Raw genomic sequence first — 21,176 nt, 5'->3', positions numbered from 1 at the left:
CGGCATGGGGAAGCGGGCCCTCGACCCGGTCGGGGTCAGGGACCCTCGGCTGCGGCGGGACTACTCGGAGCAGCGGCGGGCGGTTCGGAGGTTCGCGACGGCCGAGTACGCGGCCGCGCGGCTGTTGCTCCCCGCCGCGCTGCTGCCGCACGTCGTGGCCGCCGTTGCGTTCATGCACGACACCGACGATCGGATCGACCGTGGGGCGCCGGAAGAGCGGGCGGCCGCGCTGGTCGAGTGGGACGGTCTCGTGCGGAAGGCCTTCGCCGAAGGTGACTCCGAGCTGCCCGTGCTGCGTTGCCTGGCACGCACCGCCGAGCGCCACCCGGACGTGCGCGGCTACGTGGACGAGTTCCTGCGGGGCTGCGAGCGTGAGGTCGCGTGGCGGACCATCGCGGACGACGAGGAACTGGAGCAGTACGTGCGGGAGTACTCCCTGCCCGCGCTGATGCTCACGGCCTGTCTCCTCGCGCCTGCGGAGGCGTCGGCGCGGGTGGCGTTCACGGACGGCTGCCACCAGCTCATGCGTGCCATGCAGCGCATCGACTTCCTGGAGGACCTGTCCGAGGACGTGCGCGCGGGCCGGCCGGGCGTCCCCGTCGACGCGGTGGCACGCCACGGCGCGGACCTCACCCGGCCCGGCGCGGCGTTGGGCCGGCTCGTCGATGAGCAGGCGGACCAGGCCGCCGGTGACCTGGCGGCGGCTGCACCTCTCCCGAGCGTGGTGGACCCTTCGTATCGGCCCTTCGTACGGGCTCTCGTCGGCGTCCAGCGTCTTCGCCTCGACGCGGTGCGCCGCGCGGGCGCGTCTCTGGCGACACGGACCTCCGGTCCCGCGGCGTCGACGGCCGCCGTACTGCTGCTGCGGGAGACGGCGGCACGGGTCCTGGGTGTGTTGAGCAGGAGCGTTGTCGACAGGGCTGGGTCTTGATCATGGCGAAGGCTGTCCGCGTACTCATCGGAGTGGCTCTGGCAGGATTTCGTAGCCGGAGATCATCTCGGTGACACGGTCGGTGCGGCGGGCAGTCTGTCCCCTGAAAATCTGGCGCCGTGGTCTGGTCGTCACGGATGCATCGTCGCCTCGGCGGGGGTTTCAGCCGTGGATGTCAGAATCGGCGGCATGACTCTGTGCGACTACTTCGCCGCCACTGACGACCAGGCTGCCGCCGCCGTGGCTCACATGCCTGGTGGACCGGCCCAGGCCGCACTCGACACGGCCTCTCTGAAGGGCATCGACCCGGTGGTCGCCATTGCCCAACTGGAAGGGATCGCGACCGGCTGCAGCTACGAGGAAGCCAGCAAGCGTCCGCGATCCGGACAGTTGCTGTCCCCACCGGAAGCCGACGGCCCCTTCGTGTTCAGCCTCTCGGACTCGCTGATCGAGGCACTCGTCACTGCAACACCGGATGACCTCGTGCGGTTCGCCGAGCCATGGTCCAGGACGGACGAACTGCGGCAGAGCCAGGTCGATGCCGAGACCGCTACCGGTGTTCTAGAAGCCCTGGCCGGCCTGGCCTCACGTGCTCGGGCGAGCAGCATGGGCCTGTATTGCTGGTGGTCACTGTGACTCGGCGGAGTCATCGTTCACGCCTCGATAAGAGACGATCTCCGGCTACGAAATCTTGCCAGGGCCATCGGGGTGCCTGAACCCGGCCACCCATGGTCGGCTCCACGCCTTCGTACACGGCGTCCCTCACCCGGGATACCTGTCGAAGGGGGTTTTCACCAACGTCGCTCACGACTTCGACACCTACCTCGACAGCCTCGTCGTCGATCCGGACGTCGCTGAGGACACCTGGGCCGACGTCGTCGACAGCGACTCCGCCGACCCTTGGCGGCGGACCGTCGAGGAATGGCTGGACAAGGAACTGCCGGGCTGGCGTACTGAACCGTGGGCGGCGGCCTGAGTGCCGGGGCTGGACGATTGATCAAGCGACGTTGGTGCCACGTTCGACAGGGCGAGCCGGTTCTTCATGGCGCAGCGTACCGATGGCGTAGATGGCGTAGCACTTCCGGGCACGCTGAGCATGGTGCTCCGTTGGGTTGATGTGCTGCAGGAGATCGGCGCTCACGGCAGCATGATGATCTCCCGCATAGAGTGACCATGTGCCTGGCCGGTCCGTACGAGGCACGAGGGCTTCCGGCGGAGAGATGAAGAGTGAGGCTGCCATGAGTGAACTGACGAAGCCCGAGGTCGACCTCCCGGAGGGTGACGCGCCCACCGAGCTGACGATCCGCGACCTCGTCGTCGGGGACGGGCTTGAGGCGAAGCCGGGCAGGGTTGTCCAGGTTCACTACGTCGGGGTCACCTTCGAGTCCGGAAAGGAATTCGACGCCTCCTGGGACCGGGGCCAGACGTTCAAGTTCGCCGTGGGCGGTGGCAAGGTCATCAAGGGCTGGGACCGCGGGGTCAGAGGGATGAAGGTCGGCGGCCGACGAGAGATCATCGTTCCCCCGCGCCTCGGCTACGGCAACCAGTCACCCTCGCCGTTGATCCCGGCGGGCTCGACACTCGTCTTCGTGGTGGACCTGCTCTCCGTCGCAGTCTGAGGCCATCTGCTACCGGCCTGTCCGTCCGGGGATCATCTCGCCGGCGACAGCCATGCGCGCGGCCCCTGACCTCCCCGTGTCACCGCAGGCCCGGCAGGCGATGCACCAGCTTCGAGGCCGTCATGACGGGCATCCGTGCGGCAGCGAGGACCTCGTGTGGGTGCCCGTCCGGTGAGGTCCAGACGGGGATCTGGACCAGTATCCCCTCGTCGTTCCGCGACGGCGTCGTGTCAGTTCCGGGCGCGTGGACGTCGATCGGCGACGTCGGGCGCAGGACCGGCTTGAACCAGTCCTAGGCGACCTGCTCGCCGGGCTCGTGCGGTCGCACCATGGACGTCACGGCAGCGCCGTTCCAGGGGAGCACGACCCGCTGCCACTTCGCGTCCTCGGCGTTGACGTACACGTGCTGCGACGTGCCGAACGCCATCGGGGCGAACGGTCCCCCACCCCGCTGGGTGACGGTGCTGACGCCGAGCCAGCCGTCCTGGCTGTTGACGATCTCGTCGGGATTCGCCGCCGGGGAGTAGGTCTTCACCGCGATGTCGGCGAGCTCGTCCGCGTCCGAGGCGTAGGTCTGGTCGGCGGCGGAGCCGTTGCCGGCGGCGGCCGTGGCCACACCGCCGGCATCCGGTCGGAGACCCATCGGCGGGCCGGAGTCCGCGAGGTCGCGCACCGTGATCGCGCTGACGGCGGTGGCGGGGCTGCCGTCGTGCATCAGACCCTTGAACGTCAGCTTGACGGTGGGCTGTTCGCGGTTCAGTGCCACGGTGGCGTGCGCCGTGACGCCCTCCCCCGTCGCCGTGATCGTGCCGGTGTACGTCTCGTAGGCGGGGGCGAGGTCCGGGGCGATCGTGACGGCCACGTCGGCGTTGCCGCCCTCGGGAAGGGTCACGGTGTCGGCGCCGAGGGTGAGCGCTCCGGAAGCGACCGCCCCGCCGGTGAGCGTCTTCGCGCCCGGCATCAGGGCGCCCTTGAGCTCGGCGGCCGTCCACTCGGGGTGGGCCTGGGCGAGGACGGCGGCCGCGCCGGCGACGTGCGGGGTCGCCATCGACGTACCGCTGGCCGCCGTGCAGGCCTCGTTGACGGGCGTGCCCATGGCGGTGCCGGACGCGCGGGCCGCGACGATGCCGACACCCGGTGCGGCGATGTCCGGCTTGAGCGCGTCGTCGCCGAGCCGCGGTCCACGGCTGGAGAACGGGGCGATCGTGTCCTGCTTGTCGACGGCGGCGACGGTCAGGGCGGAGTCGGCGGCGCCGGGCGATCCGATGGCGGGCGATGCCGGCCCGGTGCTGCCGGCGGCGATCACGAACAGGGTGCCGGTCTCGGCGGTGAGCCGGTCGACGGCCTCGCTGAGCGGGTCGGTGCCGCCGTACACACGCTCGTGGCGTGGTCGTTCCCTGATCCTGGATCCCAGCCGAGCGCCGGCGGATCCGAGAGGAACGCTGCCATTCGAGCCGCACGGCGTACAGGAGCTGACGTGACGGTCAGGTGCCGGTGGCACCGATAGGCCACGGCAGCGGCGAGCCCGCCGATGTGTTTGGTGCCCGGTCGCAGTGGCGCTCGCCCTAGGGGGTGGATCAGACGTGGCAGTGCACGTTGACGAGCAGAGTCTCGGCGGGCAGCCCGATGAGATAGGACTGGACCCCCACGTGCTCCCTGCCGAAGTCCGGTTCGTGGACACATTCGAGGGGACCGCGGCAGGCGCCGTGCAGGGGAGCGTCGCCGAGTTCGTACCACCATCCACTGAGCGTCAGCACGTTGCGCACGGGCAGAAGGCTGAACTCGTAGGTGTCGACGTACTCCTCGCGGCTGCGTTGCCCGATTCCGACCGGATCCCAGCCGAAGGAAAAGTGGTCCGCGATGTCGGGCCTGGCCAGCACCGGCGCCACATCCGCCCAGGCGCGGATGGCCGGCTGCGCCCGGTAGTCGGCGGCCTCCCGCGATGTCCCGTACGAGTCCCTGGTCCCTCCGGCGGCCAGGTGACGCGAGAAGAACACTGACTCGTCATCCGGGGCCAGGTGACGGGAAACCACCTCCTGCCAGCGATCCCACACCCGGCCCGCGTGCTCAGCCGCTTCTCCCCTGAGGGCGTCGCGGAAGTCGATCAGCCTCCGCGTCCCTCCCGCGCACTCTCCGGGCGACGCGGGCTCCAGCGAGCCGTCCCAGCGGGGGCGATCAGCGATCAGCCGCGGATCGCCCTCGTGACCCGCCAGCACCGGCAGACCCGCGGAACGGCAGATCCGATAGCTGTCCCACACATCCCGCTCCACGGCGCCCACACCGTCACTTGCAAACGGCGCCATCGCTTCGGCAACCGCCTCGTCCACCCTTTCCGCAACCGAACCGGGCAGGCATACGGTGATCGACATTCCGGCCATCCGGGGATCGTAGACACCCGCCTCACCACACGCCATCGCATTGTCCGGTAACGGGCTCAGCGCAACGGGCGCACCGAAGAGCGAGGCCCGGAGCACAGATCACCCCGGCACGCCCCGAAGGGGTGCCGCCGCTCCGGTACGAAGCGGCGGCAGCGCGAGGTCAGCGTGCTGCCCACGCCGCCCTCGGCCGTCAGGCGGACACCGAGGAAGCCTCCGGTCGACAGCAGGTCGGTCGGGACGGTGAACCGGTAGCGGCCCTCATCGTCCAGATGCGGCTTCGCCTACTGCCAGGTGGCACCGCCGTCAGCGGTCACCCATGCCTGTACGGACTTCAGACCGTCGACCGCACCCGACACATCGGCCGGGACGGACAGCGGACGGTCCGAGCGCGCCCGGTTCATGTCGTCGAGCGACGCGTCGAAGGAGGCGTTCAGGAGACCGACCGGGGTCGCCATGCCACCCGTACCGCCCGCGGTGAAGGTCCACTTGGCCGTCGCCTCACCGCCCGCCGGGAAGATCCCGGCGAAGGTGAACTCGAAGCCGCTGTCGGTGTCGGTGTCGTACACGGCAAGGGGCTGGGTGGCCCCCCTGCTGGGTGAAGCCAGGTTCCGTGTCCACGGCCAGTTCGGTGAAGAGCGATCCGGCGGCGCTGGGACGGCCGTGGCGTCCGCGTGCGTGATCGCCGGGTGGTCCCGCGGAGAGTGCGCGGCGGTGGCGGCAGGCATGACGAGCAGGGCGGTATCGGCGAAGGCGCTGCCCAGACCCCCCACGGCCCGTCCCTCGGGGCGCCACGGGCACCACGATCCGGAGGCGCTCTAGCCGCGATGGGGTGAGGTGGGCACACTTGGCGCGGTGTCCGTGACACGGAGTCGGGGCGGGGGGCGTGTCATGGAGAGCGATCCCTGGTGTCCGCTGCGCGATCTCCCGCCCGAGGGATGGAAGAGGCGAAAGGATTGCCGGTGGAAAGCACCCGAGCGCCCCTCAGGAACGACCTGGTGGGACGTGCTGCCGAGCTCGTCCCCTTCTTACGAGAGAGGTCCGAGCGGACCGAGGAGGGACGGCGGCTACCGGAGGAGACGATCGGCGCGCTGGCGGACGCGGGCGTGCTGCGGATGCGGGTGCCTTCGCGATACGGCGGCCACGAGGCCGACATGCGCACCATGGTGGAGGTGCTCGCCCAGATCGGGCGGGGCGACGGCTCGACCGCGTGGACGGTGTCGGTGTGGGGGATCTTCGCGTGGCTGGCCGGAATGTATCCCCACGAGGTCCGGGAGGAGGTGTTCGCGGATCCTGACGCGCGGATCTCCGGGATCCTGAGCAAGCCGGGTACCGCGATACCGGTGGACGGCGGGTACCTGGTCAGCGGACGCTGGGCCTTCAACACGGGGGTGACCCAGAGCGGGTGGAACATGCTCCTGGCGATCCCGACGTCGACTCCGGAGGCGGCCCCCGCTTCGGCCCCGTCAGCGGGTGACGCCCTGCCCCTGCTCGTGCTCACCAGGGCAGATGAGATGACGGTCGTCGACGACTGGCACGCCAGCGGCCTCCGCGGAACCGGCAGCGTCACGTCGGTGGCGAAGGACGTCTTCGTCCCCTCCGCGCACGCCCTGCCCATGCGAGCGCTGCTGAAGGGGCACACCGAAGCCCAGCTGGACCCCGGCAGCCCGTTTCACCGCTCCCCGCTGTTTCCCACCGTGGCGGTCTGCACCGTCGGCACCGCGCTGGGCCTGGCCCGAGCCGCCCAGGAGACCTTTCTCGAACGCCTTCCGGGGCGACGGATCGCCTACACCGACTACGCGAGCCAGCGGGAGGCTCCGGTCACGCATCTCCAGGTCGGCGAGGCGGCGATGCTCGTCGACGAGGCCGAGTTCCACGCCCGCCGGGCAGCGGAGCTGCTCGACGCGAAGGCGACCGGCGGCGAGACGTGGACCGTCGACGAGCGCGTACGCGTGCGGACCGACGTCGGCGCGGTCTGCCGGCGCGCGAAGGAATCGGTCGACATCCTCGCCACCGCGAGCGGCGCGTCGTCGCTGTACAGCTCCGCGCCGATCCAGCGCATCGAGCGCGATATGCGAGCGGTCCACCAGCATGCCTCCCTGCACCCGAACACGACCTTCGAGCTGTACGGGCGGGTGCTCTGCGGCCTGGCCCCCAACACCCGGAACCTGTGACCACGGATACGCATGTCGGGCTCCTGCGGCCGCCGCTCGGCCGCCCTCGATCGCGACGAAAGGTGTCACCATGACAGCCGCCACTCCGGAGAGCATGTTCTCCCTGTCCGGCCGCCACATCCTGATCACCGGAGCCTCACAGGGCATCGGAGCCGCCCTGGCCGAGGGGTTCGCCGCAGCGGGGGCCGACGTCTCCCTGCTCGCCCGCTCCGCCGAAGGACTCGAGGACACGGCGAAACGTGTACGCGGTCTGGGCCGAAGGGCCGTGTCCGTTCCTGCCGACGTCACCTCCCCCACGCAGGTCGAAGAGGCGTTCGCCACCGCGGAACGAGAGCTCGGGCCCCTCGACGTCCTGGTCAACAACGCGGGCGGGCCGATCTTCCAGTCGCGGATTCTCGACATCCGGGAGGAGGGCTGGGAGCGCGTCCTGGACCTGAATCTCACCTCGGCGTTCCGCTGCGCCCAGCGGGCCGGCCGCACCATGGTGGAGAGAGGGTCCGGCTCGATCATCAACATCAGTACGGTCTGCGGGGTCGCGGCTTGGCCGGCGCTCGCCCCCTACTCCGCGGCGAAGGCGGCCCTGCTGAGCCTCACGCAGTCCATGGCCGCCGAATGGGGTCCGCACGGCGTCCGCGTCAACGCCCTTACCCCCGGCTGGATCGACACTCCCGTCAACGCCGCCTACGTCAACGACGAGCGCCTCTCCCGCACGGCCCGCGCGCAGATCCCGCTGAACCGCTTCGGCAGCACGTCCGAGCTGACCGGTGCGGCACTGTGGCTCGCGTCCGACGCCTCCAGCTTCGTCACCGGTACCAACACCGTCGTCGACGGGGGCTATCTCGCGGCGGACATGCCCCGGGACAGCCACACCGTCCTGGACCGCATGCGGTAACGCCCCTGCCCTCCCGTCCCTGGATGTGTGCGGGCGGTGATCCGGGCCGGTCGGGTCAGTGGTCGGGTCAGCGGCCAGGTCAGCGGCTGGGCTCCTGCATGGTGACGCAGTGGGCGCCACCGCCGCCGTTGCCGTAGAGGTTGTCGAGGTTGAGCTGGACGACGGGGCGGCCGTAGGCGGCCGCGATCGCCGTCTTGGCCGCCGCGTCCTTGGCGGTGTCGCCGAACTGGGTGGTGATCACCGCGTTGTTGGTCACTGTCCAGTTCATGTAGGAGCTGAGGAAGTCAGCCCGCTTGCCGACCGAGATACGGGGCAGGACGTCGGGTCCTTCGATGGTGAGGACCTGGAGGCGGCGGCCCTTGGCGTCGGTCGCGTTCACCAGGACGTCGTGGATGGCCTGGGCGTTGTCGGTCCAGACGTCCGGCCGCACGGCACCGGCCAGCTGCACCATGACCACGCCGGGCTTGATGTAGCGGGCGGTTCCGTCGATGTGGCCGTCGGTGACGTCCCACCCGGTGACGCCGGGCAGCCAGATCATCTTGGTGGCGCCGAACCGTGCCAGCAGCTCGGCCTCGACCTGGCTGCGCGTCTTGCCGGGGTTGCGGTTGCTGTTGAGCCAGCAGCTCTCGGTCGCCATCAGCGTGCCGTCGCCGTCGTACTCGATGCCGCCGCCCTCGCCGACCACGGACGCCTTGGCGAAGGTGACGCCCGTGTAGGCGGCGACCCGGCCGGCGAGCACGCGGTCCTTGGAGTAGGCGGAGTAGGGCAGGCCGTAGAAGGTCGTGGCGTTCTCGCCCCAGGCGTTGAAGTTCAGCCCGAAGGAGTCGAGGCCGCCGGCCCCGTCCACCCGGAACAGCGGGCCGGTGTCCCGCATCCAGCAGTCCGACACCGGTATGGAACTGATCACCGTGACGGTGGACCCGCACGCCGTCCTGGCCTGCGAGGCGGCCGACGAGCCGTCAGCGCACATGATCACCGGCTCGTACTTGGCGACCTCCTTGGCGAGCTTGGCGATGTCGGCCTGGATCTTGGACAGCAGGCTGCCCCAGATCGTGGAGCTGGACGGCCAGGCCATCCACGTCCGCTTGTGCAGCGTCTCCTCCCCCGGCACGTGCCAGGACGCGGCCTGGGCCGGCTGGATGCCGCCGAGTACCGGTCCGACCGCGAGTCCGGCCGCGACCGCTCCGGTCCGGGCCAGGAGGGTTCTGCGGCTGATGCCGGGCGTGCCGCCGTCGTGTGCTGTCTTCACGTAGTGCTCCTTCTCTCAAAGGTTCGTTCCGTGCGGGCATGGGGTGGCTCAGTGGAGTCGTTCCAGCAGCCCCTCCTCCTGGACCATCCGGCGTTCGGTCGCCAGATCGAGGCTTCGGGCGAACGCCCAGTAGAGGACGCCGGCCACGGGCAGGCCGACGAAGAGCGAGCAGTCCACGCCGCCGAGAAGCTGGGCGACGGGACCGACGAAGAGGCCGGTGATGACCATGAACGGCGCCATGCAGGCCAGGCCGATGGCGTAGGCGAGGTTGCCTCTCCAGCCCCAACGGCCGTATATGCCGTGCGGGTTGAAGATCTCCTTGACGACGTACTGGCCGCGCCGGACGAAGAAGAAGTCGACCAGGTTGATGGCCGTCCACGGGATGAACAGGTACGTGAGCACCACGACCACGTTGGCGAAGAACCAGTTGAACTGGTCGATGCCGACGACGGTGGAGACCGTCCCGACGGCCACGAGCATGATCCCGATCGTCGCGACGCGGATGGTCCGCGTCGGCTTGACCGGCCGGAACGAGTCCATGATCGAGATCATGGTGAGGCTGCCGCCGTACTGGTTGATCGCCATGATGGAGAGCAGTCCGACCAGCAGGACGACGACCGCGATCGTGCCGAACCCGTCGAACAGCCGGTCGGCCGACAGCTTCAGGGCGGTGACCGGATCGGTGCCCTCGGGGGCACCGGCCGAGACCACGGCGCCGAGGAGGAACACCCAGATCCCGGAGATCGCACTGGGCAGGTACGTCCACCAGAAGGTGCTGCGTACGGGGACGTCGGGTCTGAGGTAGCGCGAGTAGTCCGAGACGTACGGTGCCCAGCCCAGCTGGAAGCCGGCGACGAAGACGAACACGAGCATGAACGGCGCGAGGTCGAACGGGCCGGCGTCCCAGACGCCTTCCGGCAGCCCTCCCCCGAACAGGGCGGATCCGGTGACGGCCGCGGTGACCACGACGAAGGGCCAGGTGAGCCACCTGTTCAGCCGGTGGATCCACTCGTACCCGAACAGGGCGATCACCGTCGCGACCGCGGCGGCCAGCACGTATCCGAGCCCGTTGGGGATCCCGGTGAGCAGGTTCATGGCCTGGCCGGACAACAGCGCGTCGGAGGTGTTGAAGCCGATGTAGTTGACCAAGGCGAACACCCACACCGTGAGCGCGGCGCCCAGGTAGCCGAACTGCGCCCTCGACTGCACGAGTTGGGGAAGTCCCAACTGGGGGCCCTGGGCCGAGTGGAACGCCATGAAGAACGTGCCGAAGAGCGATCCGAGGACGGTGGCGATCACCGTCCACACGAGCGAGGCTCCCATGGACAGGGTCACGACGCCGGTCGCGAGACCGGTGAGATTGAGGCTGCCCACGAACCAGATGGCCCCGACGTTCGAGGGTTTGCCATGCCGTTCGGAGAGGGGCACCCAGTCGATCGAGTGCTGTTCGATGCCCGCGAGAGGTGCGGAGTCGTGCGGGTGTGAGGCAACTGGCCCCATGTGGGCTCCTGTCCAGGGTGTGTCCATGAGTCCGTACGGCGTGCATGACCCTGCGGCGCCGTACGGGTGCGCTCACCGTAGAGACTGACTCAAATTTCAGTCAATGGTCCGAGCAGGAGGGATCGACGGAATTTTCAGTAAGGGGCGCGGACGGCTCCCCGCTCGAAACTCCGCGACCCCGCCCGACCCGGGGTGCCCTCGGCGTTCCGGTTACGCGACGGGCTGCTGCTGGGTGACGCAGTGGATGCCGCCGCCGCCCGTGCCCAGGCGGTCGATGTCGAGCTGCTCGATGTAACGGTCGGGGTAGAGGCGGGCCAGGGTCGCCCTGGCGGCCTCGTCCGCCCTCCGGTCGCCGAACTGGGCGCTGATGACGGCGTCGTTGCACAGGTAGAAGTTGGCGTAGGAGGCGAGGAAGCCCTGGTCGGTGGAGCGGATCTTGTTGTAGTCCGGGCCCTGGAGGCGCATCGTGTCCATCGGGCGGCCGGTGGCGGTCGTGGAGGCGGACAGGGCGCTGTACTGCCGGCGGGCGTCGCGGGCGTAGGCGTCGTTGTCCGACGCGAGAGGCATCTGCACGAGGGCCTCGCCGTGGGCGAGGAAGCGGGAGGTCGCGTCGACGTGGTCGTCCGTGATGTCCTGCCCGTACACGCCGTCGAACCAGATGACCTTGGACGCGCCGTACGCGTCGCACATCGCCCGCTCCAGCTGACGCTCCGACATCCCGGGGTTGCGGTTGCGGTTCACCAGGCTGCTGCGGGTGGCCATCAGGGTGCCGGCGCCGTCCTGCTCGATGGCGCCGCCCTCGCCGACGAGGTCGGCGTAGGTGAACGGTACGCCCACATGGGCGGCGATCCGCTCGGCGACGAGGCCGTCCTTGGCGTGGGTCTGCTTGTCACCCCAGCCGTTGAAGTTGAGGCCCACCGTGTCGAGGCCGCCATGGCCGTCGGTACGGAAGACGGGTCCGGTGTCGCGCATCCAGCAGTCGTCGACGGGGATGGCGCTGATGACGGTGACCGTGGGGCCGCACATCGAGCGGGCCTTGGCGGCGCTGCCGGGGTTCGCGCACAGGACGACGGGCTCGTACTTCGCGATGGTCCGGGCGATGAGGGCGATGTCCGCCTGGACGCCGCCCAGTTTCCCGCGCCAGATCGCGGTGCTGTCCGGCCACGCCATCCACGTACGGGTGTGGCGGACGTCCTCGACCGGGACCCTGAAGGCGCCACGGGCGGCCTTGGCGCTGCCCTGGCTTGTCGTCGCGAGTGCGGTGCCGGCGGCGGCGGTCAGGCCGGCGGCCACGAGGAAGTGACGCCTGCTCAGTCCTCGGCGCGCGTGACGGCCGGCGACGGAGTCGTTCATGGGTGATCTCCTGTGTCAGACGACGGTGGGGGTTTCGTCGGTGTGGTGCGGTCAGAGCGCCCTGCGGGCGGCGGCGATCGCTTCGGGGTCCCAGCCGGGCCGGGGCACGGAGTCCAGCAGCAGCCGCGTGTAGGGGTCCTGGGGCGCCGCGAGCACCTCGGCTGTGGGGCCGGCCTCGACGACGCGGCCCTGGCGCATGACGATGACGTCGTCGGTGACGCACCGGACCACGCCGAGGTCGTGGGTGATGAAGAGGTAGCCGATCCGGGTCTCCTCGCGGATGTCGGCGAGGAGGTTGAGGATCTGCGCCTGTACGGAGACGTCGAGTGCGGCGACCGCCTCGTCGAGGACGAGTACGGCCGGTTCGACGGCGAGGGCGCGGGCGATGGCGACGCGCTGGCGCTGGCCGCCGGAGAGCTGTCGCGGACGCGCGTCGGCGGCGCGGGTTCCCAGGCCGACCTGGTCGAGGAGTTCGCCGATCCGTCGGTCGTGGTCGGTGTCGGGGAAGTGCAGGCGCAGGGTTTCGCGCAGCACCTGTTCGACGCTGGTCCTGGGGTCGAGGGACAGATAGGGGTCCTGGAAGACCATCTGGACCTCGCGGGCTCGGGCGAGCCGTTGCGCCCTGCCGCGGACACGGACGGGCCGGACCCGGCCGCGCACCCGTACCTCTCCCTCGTCGGCCCGCTCCAGGCCGACGATGATGCGGGCGGTGGTGGTCTTGCCCGAACCGGATCCGCCGACGATGCCCAGTGCGCCGCCCTCGGACAGGATGAACGAGACGTCGTCGACGGCGCGGACGCCACCGAATCCGCGTCGGAGGCCGACGGCCTCCAGGACGGTCTCAGGCATCGACGGAGCTCCCTTCGAGACGGTCGCTGTGGTGGCAGGCCGCCGAGTGGTTCGGCCGCCCGGGCACGGGCAGCGGTGCGGGAGCCTGGTGGTCGCAGATCTCCGTGGCCAGATGGCAGCGGGCGGCGAACGGGCAGCCGGCGAGTTCCTGTCGCAGGTCGGGGGGCTGGCCGTCGATGGCGGCGAGCCTGCCCAGCGGGGCGTCCAGCCGGGGGGTGGAGGCGAGCAGTGCCGAGGTGTAGGGATGCCGGGGCCCGGCGAAGAGGGCTTCGGCGGGGCCGCTTTCCGCGATCCGTCCGGCGTACATGACGTAGACGCGGTCGCTGATGGCGGAGGCGAGTTCCAGGTCGTGGGTGACGAAGAGCAGGCCGGTGCCGAAGCGTTGGCGGAGCTGCGCCAGGAGGGCGATGACCTCGGCCTGGGTGGTGACGTCGAGCGCGGTGGTCGGTTCGTCGGCCAGTACGAGGGCGGGGTCCCCCATCAGCGCGGCCGCGATCATGACGCGCTGGAGCATGCCACCGGAGACCTGGCCGGGGTACTTGCGCAGGGCGGAGTCGTCGAGACCCACCGCCTGAAGGAGTTCGGTGGCGCGCGCGGTGGCGTCCGTCCGGCTCATGCTCCCGGTGAGGGTCACGCTCTCGGTGAGGAAGTCGCCGATGCGGCGCAGCGGGTTGAGGGCGGCGCGCGGGTCCTGGAAGATCATGGACACCGTGCCGGTGCGCAGGGCGCGCAGCTGGTCGCCGTTCATCGTGAGCACGTCCTGGCCGTTCACGCGGACGGCGCCCTCGACCTCGGCGCCGGGCGGCAGCAGCCCGAGGGCACTGCGTGAGGTCAGGGTCTTCCCGGAGCCGGACTCCCCGACGAGCGCGACGGTCTCGCCGGCGGAGACATGGAGGTCGACGCCGTCGAGTACGGGGCGGGCGCTGCCGGGCAGGGTGATCCGAAGCCCTTGGATGTCGAGCGTGGGTGTCGGTGGGGGCAGCGTTCTCATGGGGATCTCCTGGCGACGCGGTCGGCCCAGCGCTCTCCGACCACGTTGAACGCGACGACCGTCAGCACGATGAACACGCAGGGCAGGATCGCGGACAGCGGGTAGCCGTGCTGGATGGCGGTCTGGCCGTCGAAGACCATGCGGCCCCAGTCCGGGGTGAGCGCGGGCACGCCCAGGCCGAGGAAGGAGAGGCCGGCGAGGTCCATGAGGGCGTAGCCGAAGTTGATGGTGGACTGGGCGAGGACGACGGGGGCGATGTTGGGCAGGACGTGGCGCAGGCAGATCTGGAGCGCCGAGTGGCCCTGCACCTGGTAGGCGCTGACGTAGGGGCGCTCGCGTTCGGCCAGCACCAGGGAGCGGGTCAGCCGGCTGACGTACGGCAGGTAGGCGACGGAGAGGGCGACGACGGGGGCGAGCATGCCTTCGCCGTGGATCGAGATGATCAGGATCGCCAGCAGCATGCCGGGGAACGCGAAGACGAGTTCGGTGGAGCGGGAGAGGACGGAGTCGAGCCAGCCGCCCCGCCAGCCCGCGGCCATGCCGATCGCGACTCCGGCGAGGGTGGAGAAGACCACGACCCCGAGGGGCCCGAGGAGCGAGGTGCGGGCGCCGAGGAGCAGTCGGGAGAGGGTGTCCCGGCCGGCGGCGTCCACACCGAGCGGGTGCTCGGCGGAAGGAGCGGCCAGTGCGTTGCCGAGGTCGACCGCGTTGGGGTCGTACGGCACCAGCCACGGCGCGAGGAGAGCGGCGGCCGTGACGAGGGCGACGAAGCCGAGGCAGACCGGATAGAGCGGGGACCGGGCCGTGCGGACCTTGGAGAGGCCGGGCCGGCGGGTGAGGACGGCGGTCATGCGGAGGTGCTCCTCGTTCCGAGGGTGATCCGGGGGTCGACCAGGGGCAGCACCAGGTCGACGATCAGGTTCACCGCCATGAACAGGGCCACGATGATGAGGGAGATGGCCTGGACGGTCGGGAAGTCCTTGGTCGTGGTGGACAGTTCCAGGAGCTGGCCTACGCCACCGATGCTGAAGGCGGTCTCGACGAGGATCGTGCAGACGAGCAGGGTCGAGACGATCAGTCCGCCGGTCGTGAGGACGGTGCCGAGCGAGTTGCGGAACACATGGCGGCGGATGACCTGGCTCTCGGGGACGCCCCGGCTGCGGGCGACCACGACGTGCTCGCTGTCGAGCGCGTCGAGCATGGCGGAGCGGGTGACGCGGGCGAGCATGCCGATCAGATAGAGCGCGAGGGCGATCGCCGGCAGGGTCAGATGCCAGACCTTGTCGAGGAAGCCGTCGCCGGATCCGCTGCTGGGGAACCAGCCGAGGTTGACGGCGAAGAGTCCCTGGAGCAGGACGGCCGCGACGAACGACGGGGTGCCGACGGCGAACGTGGTCCCGACCAGGACGGCGGAGTCGGTGCCGCCGCCGCGCACGGCGGCGATCCAGCCCAGGACCAGGCCGATCACCGCGACCACGACCAGCGCCATCACGACGAGCAGCAGTGTGGTGGGAAGACGGTCGGCGAGGAGCCGGGAGACGTCGGTGCGGTACGTGATGGAGCGCCCGAAGTCCCCTTGCACGACGTCGCCGAGCCAGCGCAGGTACCGGACGAGGAAGGGGTCGTCCAGGTGGTACTGGGCGTTGATCGCGGCGAGGGCCTCCGGCGAGGCGGAGCGTCCGGAGAGCAGGAAGCTGGCCGGGTTGCCCGGCGCCAGGTACATGGCGCCGAAGACGACGAACGACGCGGCGAGCAGGGTGGCCGCCATCTCCGCCACCCGGCGTACGGCGAACCTCAGGAAGCTCACTCCGCGGCCCCCACGTCGGCGGCCCACGGGTAGTACATGTACGCGATGGTGGTGGGGGCGCCGGTGATCCGCTTGTTGAGGAAGACCGCGGTGGGCCACTCGGCGACCGGTATCCACAGCAGCTGCTCGGCGGCGTGCTTCTGCAGTTCCGCCTCGATCCTCATCCGCTGGTCCGGCTCGTAGACGGCGGTGGCCCGGTCGACGAGCCCGTCGTAGCCCTTGTCGCTGTAGCCGGCGAAGTTCATGTAGGCGCCGGTCTTGAAGTTCTGCAGCAGGTCCAGCGGGTCGGTGATCGAGTCGTAGTAGGTGAGCGGGAACATGTCGATGCCCTCGCGCGCCTCGGGGTCGGTGAAGAGCGCCGTGAAGGCGTTGGGGGCGATCGTCTTGAGGTTGATCCTCAGCCCGATCTGGGTGCCGGCCGCCTGGATCGCGGTGGCGAGGAGGGAGACGTCCTGGCCGATGGAGCTGGTGGCGACGGTCAGGGACGTGCCCGTGGCGCCGGCCTCCTTGATCAGCGCCTTGGCCTTCTCGATGTCCCGGGTGGTCGGTGGCAGCGTGTCGAAGGCGGCCTGCCGGGTCTGCTCCGAGGCTCCGGCCCAGGCGGCTCGGGTGGTGAGGGAGTTGGTGACGGTGCCCGCGCCGCCGAGGCCGGCCTTGACGAACCCGGACCGGTCGAGGGCGAGGGAGAGCGCCTTGCGTACCCGGAGGTCGCCGAGCGGGCCCTTCATGTCGGTGATGTTGACGTTGACCGTGCTGAGGCCCTCGCCGAAGTACAGGGTGCCGAGGCCGCTCTCGCGCAGGCGGCCGTAGCTCTCCGTGGGGATGAGGTAGCCGCCGTCGACGTCCCCGCTGAGCATGGCGTTGGTACGGGCCGAGGGGTCGGTCAGTACGCGGAAGACGGCCTTCTTCGCCTTGGCCTTGGTACCCCAGTAGCCGTCGAAGCGCTCCAGCTCGATCGACTGGCCCTTGCTCCACGTGCCGAGCTTGAACGGGCCGGTGCAGGCGAGGTCACCGGTGGTGCCGTAGTCCTTGCCCGCCGCCTCGACACCGGACTGGGAGGCGACCACTCCGGCGGCGGTCGCCATGTACTGGGGGAACTGGGAGTCGGGCTTCGTGAGCTTGACGGTGACCTGGAGCGGTCCGGTCTTCCGTACGGATGTCACGTTCTGGAAGTTCTGGGCCCAGGCGGCGGCGTTGTCCGGGTCGCGCTGTCGGCCGAGGCTGTAGACCACGTCGTCGGCGGTCATCACCTTGCCGTCGTGGAAGCGCACACCGGAGCGCAGGTCGTAGACCCAGGTGGTGGGATCCGGGTTCGAGGCCTTCCGCGCCAGGCCCGGCTCAAGGGTGAGCCCCGGCGTCCAGCGCATGAGGCTCTCGCACACGTTGGAGAGGACCGTGTTCTGCGGATAGTCGAAGGCCACCGTGTAGTCGAGGGTGGGCGGCTCGGCGTAGACGGCCCAGGTGAAGGAGTCGATCTCGCCGCGGGCCTTCGGCGTGGACGCGGAGAGCTTGACCTCGGTGCCGCCGGCGTCGGCGCCCTTGGGCGGGCCGGAGCAGGCCGCGAGGGCGGCGAGGGAGGTCAGGGCGGCCGTCGTCGCGGCGAGCCTGCCGCGCCTGCCGAGGAGGCGTCTGCTCCCGGGGGGCTGGGGTGTGGTCATGTCGCGCTCTCTTTCCGTGAGGGGTGCGGGGGCCGGAGGGTCGCAGGAGCGGCCCTCCGGGAGCGGACCGTTTCCGGTTCAGGCGGTGGCGGGGATCTGCTGGGTGATGCAGTGGACTCCGCCACCGCCGAAGGCGATCGCGAGCGCCCGCACTCCGACGACCTTGCGACCGGGGTACGCCGTGGCGATGACCGCGAGGGCCTCGTCGTCCCGGGGCAGACCGGCCACCGGGACGACCACGCCGCCGTTGGCGACGTAGTAGTTCAGGTAGGAGACCTCGACCTCGCCGTCGACCATGTCGACGAACGACGTCTGCGGGATGTCGATGATCTCGAACGGTCGGCCCTGGGCGTCGGTGGTGTTCTCGAGGACCGCGCGGTTGGCCCGCATCCTGGCGTAGTCGGGGTGTGCGGGGTCGTCGGGCAGGGAGACGACGACCTTGCCGGGGGCGGCGAAGGCGCAGACGCCGTCGACGTGCCCGTCGGTCTCCGTGTCCAGCAGACCGCCGTACGGGAGCCACACGACCTTGTCGACGCCGAGCTGGGATTTCAGCTCCGTCTCGATCTCGTCCCGGCTCATTCCGGGGTTCCTGTTGGTGTGGAGCAGACACTGCTCGGTCGTGATCAGCGTGCCCTCGCCGTCGACCGTGATCGCCCCGCCTTCGAGGATCATGTCGGAGGGGATGCGCTCGACTCCGAGGTGCGCCAGGAGCAGGCCGCTGACCAGGTCGTCGGAGTCGTACGGGTGGTGCTTGCGGCCCCACGCGTTGAAGCGGAAGTCCACCCCGGCGCGGTGTCCGTCACCGTCGAGCACGAAGAGCGGGGCGGAGTCGCGGAACCACGAGTCGTCCTGCTCCAGCTCCACCACGGTGATCCCGTCGCCGCACCTCGTGCGGGCCTCGTCGCCGTGGCCGGGCGGCGCGACCATGGTCACCGGCTCGAACTCGGCGATCGCCCGGGCGACGTTCGCGTACTCCTCCTTGACGTCGTCCAGCACACTGCCCCACAGATCCTCGCGGACGGGCCAGGCCATCAGGCAGCCCTCGTGCTCGGACCATTCGGCAGGCATACGGAATGCGGTCATCACGGGTCTCTCTTCGTTTCGCCAGAAGTACCCGTCGGCGGTGGCCGGCTCAGCCTGGCGGAAGCGCGGGAACGGGTACGCGGTGTGAACAGCATCCTCTCGACTGAAAATTCAGTCAAGAGTTTGGGCATGGCTTTGAAAGATCAGCCAGGACACGAGGTCAGGCCAGGACACGAGGTCACAGGAAGTACAGACGGCTCAGCGAGACGTCCTGCGCGGGCTCGGAGCGCATGGGAGCGCCGTCGAGGGTCACGAGGCCGCTACGCGGATCGACGTCGACCTGTCCGAGCCGCGCGTTGCGCACCATGTCGGCCGGGCCGATGCCACGGGTACCCCGCACGGCCACACGTCGCCGCCGGGTGCCCAGCGTGTCGTACGGCGAGCCGAAGGAGCCCGACTCGGCGGCGGCGCGGCTGACGAAGGCGACGGACAGCTCGGCGGGTGCTGCCCCATGGGCGCCGAACAGCGGGCCCAGGACGAGGGGCTCGCAGGTGTCGGTGGCGGCGTTGGGATCGCCGGTCACCCCGTACGCGGGGAAGCCGTTCTTGATGACCATCTGCGGTTTCGCCCCGAAGAACGGCGGGCGCCACAGCACGATGTCGGCCATCTTCCCGACCTCGATGGAACCGATCTCGTGGGCGAGGCCGTGGGCGATCGCCGGGTTGATGGTGAGCTTGGCCATGTAGCGGAGGACGCGCGCGTTGTCGTCGTGCGCGCCGTCGCCTTCCAGCGGGCCCAGCTCGGCCTTCATCTTCCCGGCCATGGCGAAGGTCCGGCGTACGGTCTCGCCGGCCCTTCCCATCCCCTGCGCGTCGGAGGAGGTGATCCCGATCGCGCCGAGGTCGTGCAGGACGTCCTCCGCGCCCATCGTCCCGGCCCGGATCCGGTCACGCGCCATCGCGGCGTCGCCCGGCAGGTCCGTCTTGAGCGCGTGGACGGAGACGATCATCCCGTAGTGCTCGGCGATGGCGTCGCGGCCGAAGGGCAGGGTGGGGTTGGTGGAGGAGCCGATGACGTTCGGCACGCCCGCCATCTTCAGGACGTTCGGTACGTGCCCCCCACCGCAGCCCTCGATGTGGAAGGCGTGGATGGTCCGGCCGTCCAGGACCCGCAGGGTGTCCTCCACCGACAGGCACTCGTTCAGGCCGTCACTGTGCAGGGCCACCTGGACGTCGTGCTCCTCGGCCACCCTCAGCGCGGTGTCGAGGGCCCGGGTGTGGGCGCCCATGTCCTCGTGCACCTTGAAACCGCAGGCGCCTCCCTCGGCCAGCGCCTCGACCAGGGGCGCCTCGTGGGAGGCGGAGCCCCGGGCCAGGAAGCCGATGTTGACGGGCCACGCGTCGAACGCGTTGAACCCGAGCTTCAGCGCCCACGGGGAGTTGACGCCGACGCCCCAGCTCGGCCCGATCTCCTGCCCGATGATCGTGGTGACGCCTGAGGCCAGTGACGCCTCCATGATCCGTGGGGAGAGCAGATGGACATGGGTGTCGATCGCACCGGCGGTCGCGATCAGCCCCTCCCCCGGGATCATCGTCGTCCCCGTGCCGACGACGACGTCGACGCCGTCGAGGGTGTCGGGGTTGCCGGCCCGCCCGATCGCGTGGATCCGGCCCTCCCGGATACCGATGGACACCTTCCGGACGCCGAGCACGGCGTCGATCACCAGCACGTTGGTGATCACGACGTCGCAGGTGTCGCGTACCGCTGCGGCCTTCAGGTGCATCCCGTCACGGGCCGTCTTGCCGAAGCCGGCCAGGAACTCGTCGCCGTACGCCTGCGAGTCCGACTCCACCCGTACGACGAGCCCGGAGTCCCCGAGCCGGACCCGGTCCCCCGCGCGGGGGCCGTGCACGGTGGCGTACTCGTGCGGGTCGATGTGCCGGCTGCTCCCCGGCGTGCAGTGGTCACTGTGTCTGCTGGGCTTGCTCATCGCTCCGCACCTTCCGCTCCCAGGTAGCCGCAGGCGGCGGCGCGCCGCAGGGCCTCTTCCTTCGCGCCGGGCGCGTCCAGCGGCCCGTCGACCAGTCCCGCGAAGCCGATCGCGATCCGCTCTCCGCCCATCGGGACGAGGCCGACCTGCGCGGCGGCGCCGGGGTCGAACCGCGTGGACGACCCGGCCGGGGCCGCGAGCCGCATGCCGTAGGCGGCGGCCCGGTCGAAGTCCAGGCGGGGATTCGCCTCGAAGAAGTGGAAGTGCGAGGTCACGCTCACCGGGACCGAGGCCGTGTTGCGGACGGTCAGGGTGATCGCCGGTTCCGGTTCCGGCAGGACGTCCGTGTGGGGCAGGACGGCCCCGGGGGCGCCGTCGTCGTGCTCCACGTCGCCGAAGGGGGCGCTGATGACGGCCAGCCGGGTGCCGTCGTCGAACACGGCCTCGACCTGGATCTCCGTGACGATGTCGGTGACACCGGGGAGTACGTCGTCCGGACCGATCACACCGCGGCCGCGGTCGAGCGCCTCGGCCAGCCGGAGGCCGTCACGCGCGGCCTCGCACACCGTGTCGGCGATCAGCGCCGTCGCCTCCGGCACGTTGAGACGCAGCCCGCGCCCCAGACGTGTACGGGCGAGCTCGGCGGCCGTGAAGAGGAGCAGCCGGTCGCGCTCGGTAGGGGTCAGAGGCATGTCGCCTCCTGGCTGAAGGGCCTGGTCGTACGCATGAGTAGTCCCTTCCTTTCTACGGAGTGTCAGAAGTGGG

Annotated in this window: 20 protein-coding genes and 1 pseudogene; 6 read left to right on the top strand and 15 right to left on the bottom strand. The window is 70.2% G+C overall.

Annotation, left to right across the window (positions count from 1 at the left end):
• The first annotated feature begins 4 nt into the window (after positions 1 to 4).
• The 3 genes from OG580_RS34160 (at position 5) to OG580_RS34150 (ending at position 1,907) form a co-directional block, all read left to right on the top strand.
• Complete coding sequence (locus OG580_RS34160) at positions 5 to 931, top strand: squalene/phytoene synthase family protein (protein WP_267047531.1); 927 nt, start codon at positions 5 to 7, stop codon at positions 929 to 931.
• Between the two features lie 189 nt (positions 932 to 1,120).
• The gene (locus OG580_RS34155) at positions 1,121 to 1,567 is read left to right on the top strand and encodes a hypothetical protein (RefSeq protein WP_267047530.1); all 447 of its coding nucleotides are present in this window, start codon (positions 1,121 to 1,123) and stop codon (positions 1,565 to 1,567) included.
• Between the two features lie 55 nt (positions 1,568 to 1,622).
• Entirely contained in the window at positions 1,623 to 1,907 is a 285-nt protein-coding gene (locus tag OG580_RS34150; RefSeq protein WP_267047529.1) for a hypothetical protein, read from the top strand.
• Between the two features lie 21 nt (positions 1,908 to 1,928).
• Here the strand turns inward: OG580_RS34150 and OG580_RS34145 are convergent, their stop codons facing one another.
• The gene (locus tag OG580_RS34145; protein WP_267047528.1) at positions 1,929 to 2,072 is read right to left on the bottom strand and encodes a hypothetical protein; all 144 of its coding nucleotides are present in this window, start codon (positions 2,070 to 2,072) and stop codon (positions 1,929 to 1,931) included.
• Positions 2,073 to 2,169: 97 nt separating this feature from the next.
• On the opposite strand from OG580_RS34145, the gene OG580_RS34140 reads away from it, so the two are divergent.
• Positions 2,170 to 2,550: an FKBP-type peptidyl-prolyl cis-trans isomerase gene (locus tag OG580_RS34140; protein WP_323182657.1), complete on the top strand. Its 381-nt coding sequence runs from the start codon at positions 2,170 to 2,172 to the stop codon at positions 2,548 to 2,550.
• Between the two features lie 940 nt (positions 2,551 to 3,490).
• On the opposite strand, the pseudogene OG580_RS34135 reads toward OG580_RS34140, so the two are convergent.
• The 3 genes and pseudogenes from OG580_RS34135 to OG580_RS34125 all read right to left on the bottom strand — a co-directional run.
• Positions 3,491 to 4,051 (bottom strand): annotated as a pseudogene (locus OG580_RS34135) (S8 family serine peptidase); the annotation flags it as partial.
• Between the two features lie 76 nt (positions 4,052 to 4,127).
• A complete protein-coding gene (locus tag OG580_RS34130; RefSeq protein ID WP_267047527.1) occupies positions 4,128 to 4,928 on the bottom strand; it encodes a hypothetical protein in 801 nt (266 codons plus the stop codon).
• Between the two features lie 281 nt (positions 4,929 to 5,209).
• Positions 5,210 to 5,494: a hypothetical protein gene (locus tag OG580_RS34125; protein ID WP_267047526.1), complete on the bottom strand. Its 285-nt coding sequence runs from the start codon at positions 5,492 to 5,494 to the stop codon at positions 5,210 to 5,212.
• 393 nt (positions 5,495 to 5,887) lie between these two features.
• Here OG580_RS34125 and OG580_RS34120 point away from each other — a divergent pair, with 393 nt between their 5' ends.
• Positions 5,888 to 7,099 (top strand): acyl-CoA dehydrogenase family protein, encoded by a 1,212-nt coding sequence (locus OG580_RS34120; RefSeq protein WP_267047525.1) that lies wholly within the window; start codon positions 5,888 to 5,890, stop codon positions 7,097 to 7,099.
• A gap of 70 nt (positions 7,100 to 7,169) precedes the next feature.
• Positions 7,170 to 7,991 carry an SDR family NAD(P)-dependent oxidoreductase gene (locus tag OG580_RS34115; protein WP_267047524.1) on the top strand — a complete coding sequence of 274 codons (822 nt, stop codon included), beginning with the start codon at positions 7,170 to 7,172 and terminating at the stop codon, positions 7,989 to 7,991.
• A 79-nt stretch (positions 7,992 to 8,070) separates the two neighbouring features.
• Here the strand turns inward: OG580_RS34115 and OG580_RS34110 are convergent, their stop codons facing one another.
• The 11 genes from OG580_RS34110 to ureA all read right to left on the bottom strand — a co-directional run bounded on the left by OG580_RS34110 (position 8,071) and on the right by ureA (position 21,103).
• A complete protein-coding gene (locus tag OG580_RS34110) occupies positions 8,071 to 9,240 on the bottom strand; it encodes an agmatine/peptidylarginine deiminase (protein WP_267047523.1) in 1,170 nt (389 codons plus the stop codon).
• Positions 9,241 to 9,288: 48 nt separating this feature from the next.
• Complete coding sequence (locus tag OG580_RS34105) at positions 9,289 to 10,740, bottom strand: cytosine permease (protein ID WP_267047522.1); 1,452 nt, start codon at positions 10,738 to 10,740, stop codon at positions 9,289 to 9,291.
• 210 nt (positions 10,741 to 10,950) lie between these two features.
• A complete protein-coding gene (locus tag OG580_RS34100; protein ID WP_267047521.1) occupies positions 10,951 to 12,093 on the bottom strand; it encodes an agmatine/peptidylarginine deiminase in 1,143 nt (380 codons plus the stop codon).
• A gap of 51 nt (positions 12,094 to 12,144) precedes the next feature.
• Complete coding sequence (locus OG580_RS34095; protein WP_267047520.1) at positions 12,145 to 12,942, bottom strand: ABC transporter ATP-binding protein; 798 nt, start codon at positions 12,940 to 12,942, stop codon at positions 12,145 to 12,147.
• Positions 12,935 to 13,933 (bottom strand): ABC transporter ATP-binding protein, encoded by a 999-nt coding sequence (locus OG580_RS34090; protein ID WP_267047519.1) that lies wholly within the window; start codon positions 13,931 to 13,933, stop codon positions 12,935 to 12,937. The genes OG580_RS34095 and OG580_RS34090 overlap by 8 nt, the downstream gene beginning before the upstream one ends.
• The gene (locus OG580_RS34085; protein ID WP_267047518.1) at positions 13,930 to 14,784 is read right to left on the bottom strand and encodes an ABC transporter permease; all 855 of its coding nucleotides are present in this window, start codon (positions 14,782 to 14,784) and stop codon (positions 13,930 to 13,932) included. The genes OG580_RS34090 and OG580_RS34085 overlap by 4 nt, the downstream gene beginning before the upstream one ends.
• Positions 14,781 to 15,740 (bottom strand): ABC transporter permease, encoded by a 960-nt coding sequence (locus tag OG580_RS34080; RefSeq protein ID WP_267047517.1) that lies wholly within the window; start codon positions 15,738 to 15,740, stop codon positions 14,781 to 14,783. Before OG580_RS34080 ends, OG580_RS34085 begins: the two co-directional genes overlap by 4 nt.
• On the bottom strand, positions 15,737 to 17,398 hold the full coding sequence (locus tag OG580_RS34075; RefSeq protein ID WP_267047516.1) for an ABC transporter substrate-binding protein: 1,662 nt from the start codon (positions 17,396 to 17,398) through the stop codon (positions 15,737 to 15,739). Before OG580_RS34075 ends, OG580_RS34080 begins: the two co-directional genes overlap by 4 nt.
• A gap of 78 nt (positions 17,399 to 17,476) precedes the next feature.
• Complete coding sequence (locus OG580_RS34070) at positions 17,477 to 18,481, bottom strand: agmatine/peptidylarginine deiminase (RefSeq protein WP_267047515.1); 1,005 nt, start codon at positions 18,479 to 18,481, stop codon at positions 17,477 to 17,479.
• A 178-nt stretch (positions 18,482 to 18,659) separates the two neighbouring features.
• Positions 18,660 to 20,411: an urease subunit alpha gene (locus OG580_RS34065; protein ID WP_267047514.1), complete on the bottom strand. Its 1,752-nt coding sequence runs from the start codon at positions 20,409 to 20,411 to the stop codon at positions 18,660 to 18,662.
• Positions 20,408 to 21,103, bottom strand: a complete 696-nt coding sequence (ureA, locus tag OG580_RS34060; RefSeq protein WP_267047513.1) for an urease subunit gamma — start codon at positions 21,101 to 21,103, stop codon at positions 20,408 to 20,410. Before ureA ends, OG580_RS34065 begins: the two co-directional genes overlap by 4 nt.
• Between the last annotated feature and the right edge of the window lie 73 nt (positions 21,104 to 21,176).

Source organism: Streptomyces sp. NBC_00094 (genome assembly GCF_026343125.1).
GTDB lineage: Bacteria > Actinomycetota > Actinomycetes > Streptomycetales > Streptomycetaceae > Streptomyces.
This window is presented reverse-complemented; position numbering and strand designations above follow the sequence as displayed.

Bases quoted from the DNA above. Each gene is read 5' to 3' on its own strand.
- OG580_RS34160 (WP_267047531.1), top strand. From the start codon at position 5: ATGGGGAAGCGGGCCCTCGACCCGGTCGGGGTCAGGGACCCTCGGCTG.
- OG580_RS34155 (WP_267047530.1), top strand. From the start codon at position 1,121: ATGACTCTGTGCGACTACTTCGCCGCCACTGACGACCAGGCTGCCGCC.
- OG580_RS34140 (WP_323182657.1), top strand. From the start codon at position 2,170: ATGAGTGAACTGACGAAGCCCGAGGTCGACCTCCCGGAGGGTGACGCG.
- OG580_RS34130 (WP_267047527.1), bottom strand. From the start codon at position 4,928: ATGGCCGGAATGTCGATCACCGTATGCCTGCCCGGTTCGGTTGCGGAA.
- OG580_RS34115 (WP_267047524.1), top strand. From the start codon at position 7,170: ATGACAGCCGCCACTCCGGAGAGCATGTTCTCCCTGTCCGGCCGCCAC.
- OG580_RS34105 (WP_267047522.1), bottom strand. From the start codon at position 10,740: ATGGGGCCAGTTGCCTCACACCCGCACGACTCCGCACCTCTCGCGGGC.
- OG580_RS34100 (WP_267047521.1), bottom strand. From the start codon at position 12,093: ATGAACGACTCCGTCGCCGGCCGTCACGCGCGCCGAGGACTGAGCAGG.
- OG580_RS34095 (WP_267047520.1), bottom strand. From the start codon at position 12,942: ATGCCTGAGACCGTCCTGGAGGCCGTCGGCCTCCGACGCGGATTCGGT.
- OG580_RS34090 (WP_267047519.1), bottom strand. From the start codon at position 13,933: ATGAGAACGCTGCCCCCACCGACACCCACGCTCGACATCCAAGGGCTT.
- OG580_RS34085 (WP_267047518.1), bottom strand. From the start codon at position 14,784: ATGACCGCCGTCCTCACCCGCCGGCCCGGCCTCTCCAAGGTCCGCACG.
- OG580_RS34075 (WP_267047516.1), bottom strand. From the start codon at position 17,398: ATGACCACACCCCAGCCCCCCGGGAGCAGACGCCTCCTCGGCAGGCGC.
- OG580_RS34070 (WP_267047515.1), bottom strand. From the start codon at position 18,481: ATGACCGCATTCCGTATGCCTGCCGAATGGTCCGAGCACGAGGGCTGC.
- OG580_RS34065 (WP_267047514.1), bottom strand. From the start codon at position 20,411: ATGAGCAAGCCCAGCAGACACAGTGACCACTGCACGCCGGGGAGCAGC.
- ureA (WP_267047513.1), bottom strand. From the start codon at position 21,103: ATGCCTCTGACCCCTACCGAGCGCGACCGGCTGCTCCTCTTCACGGCC.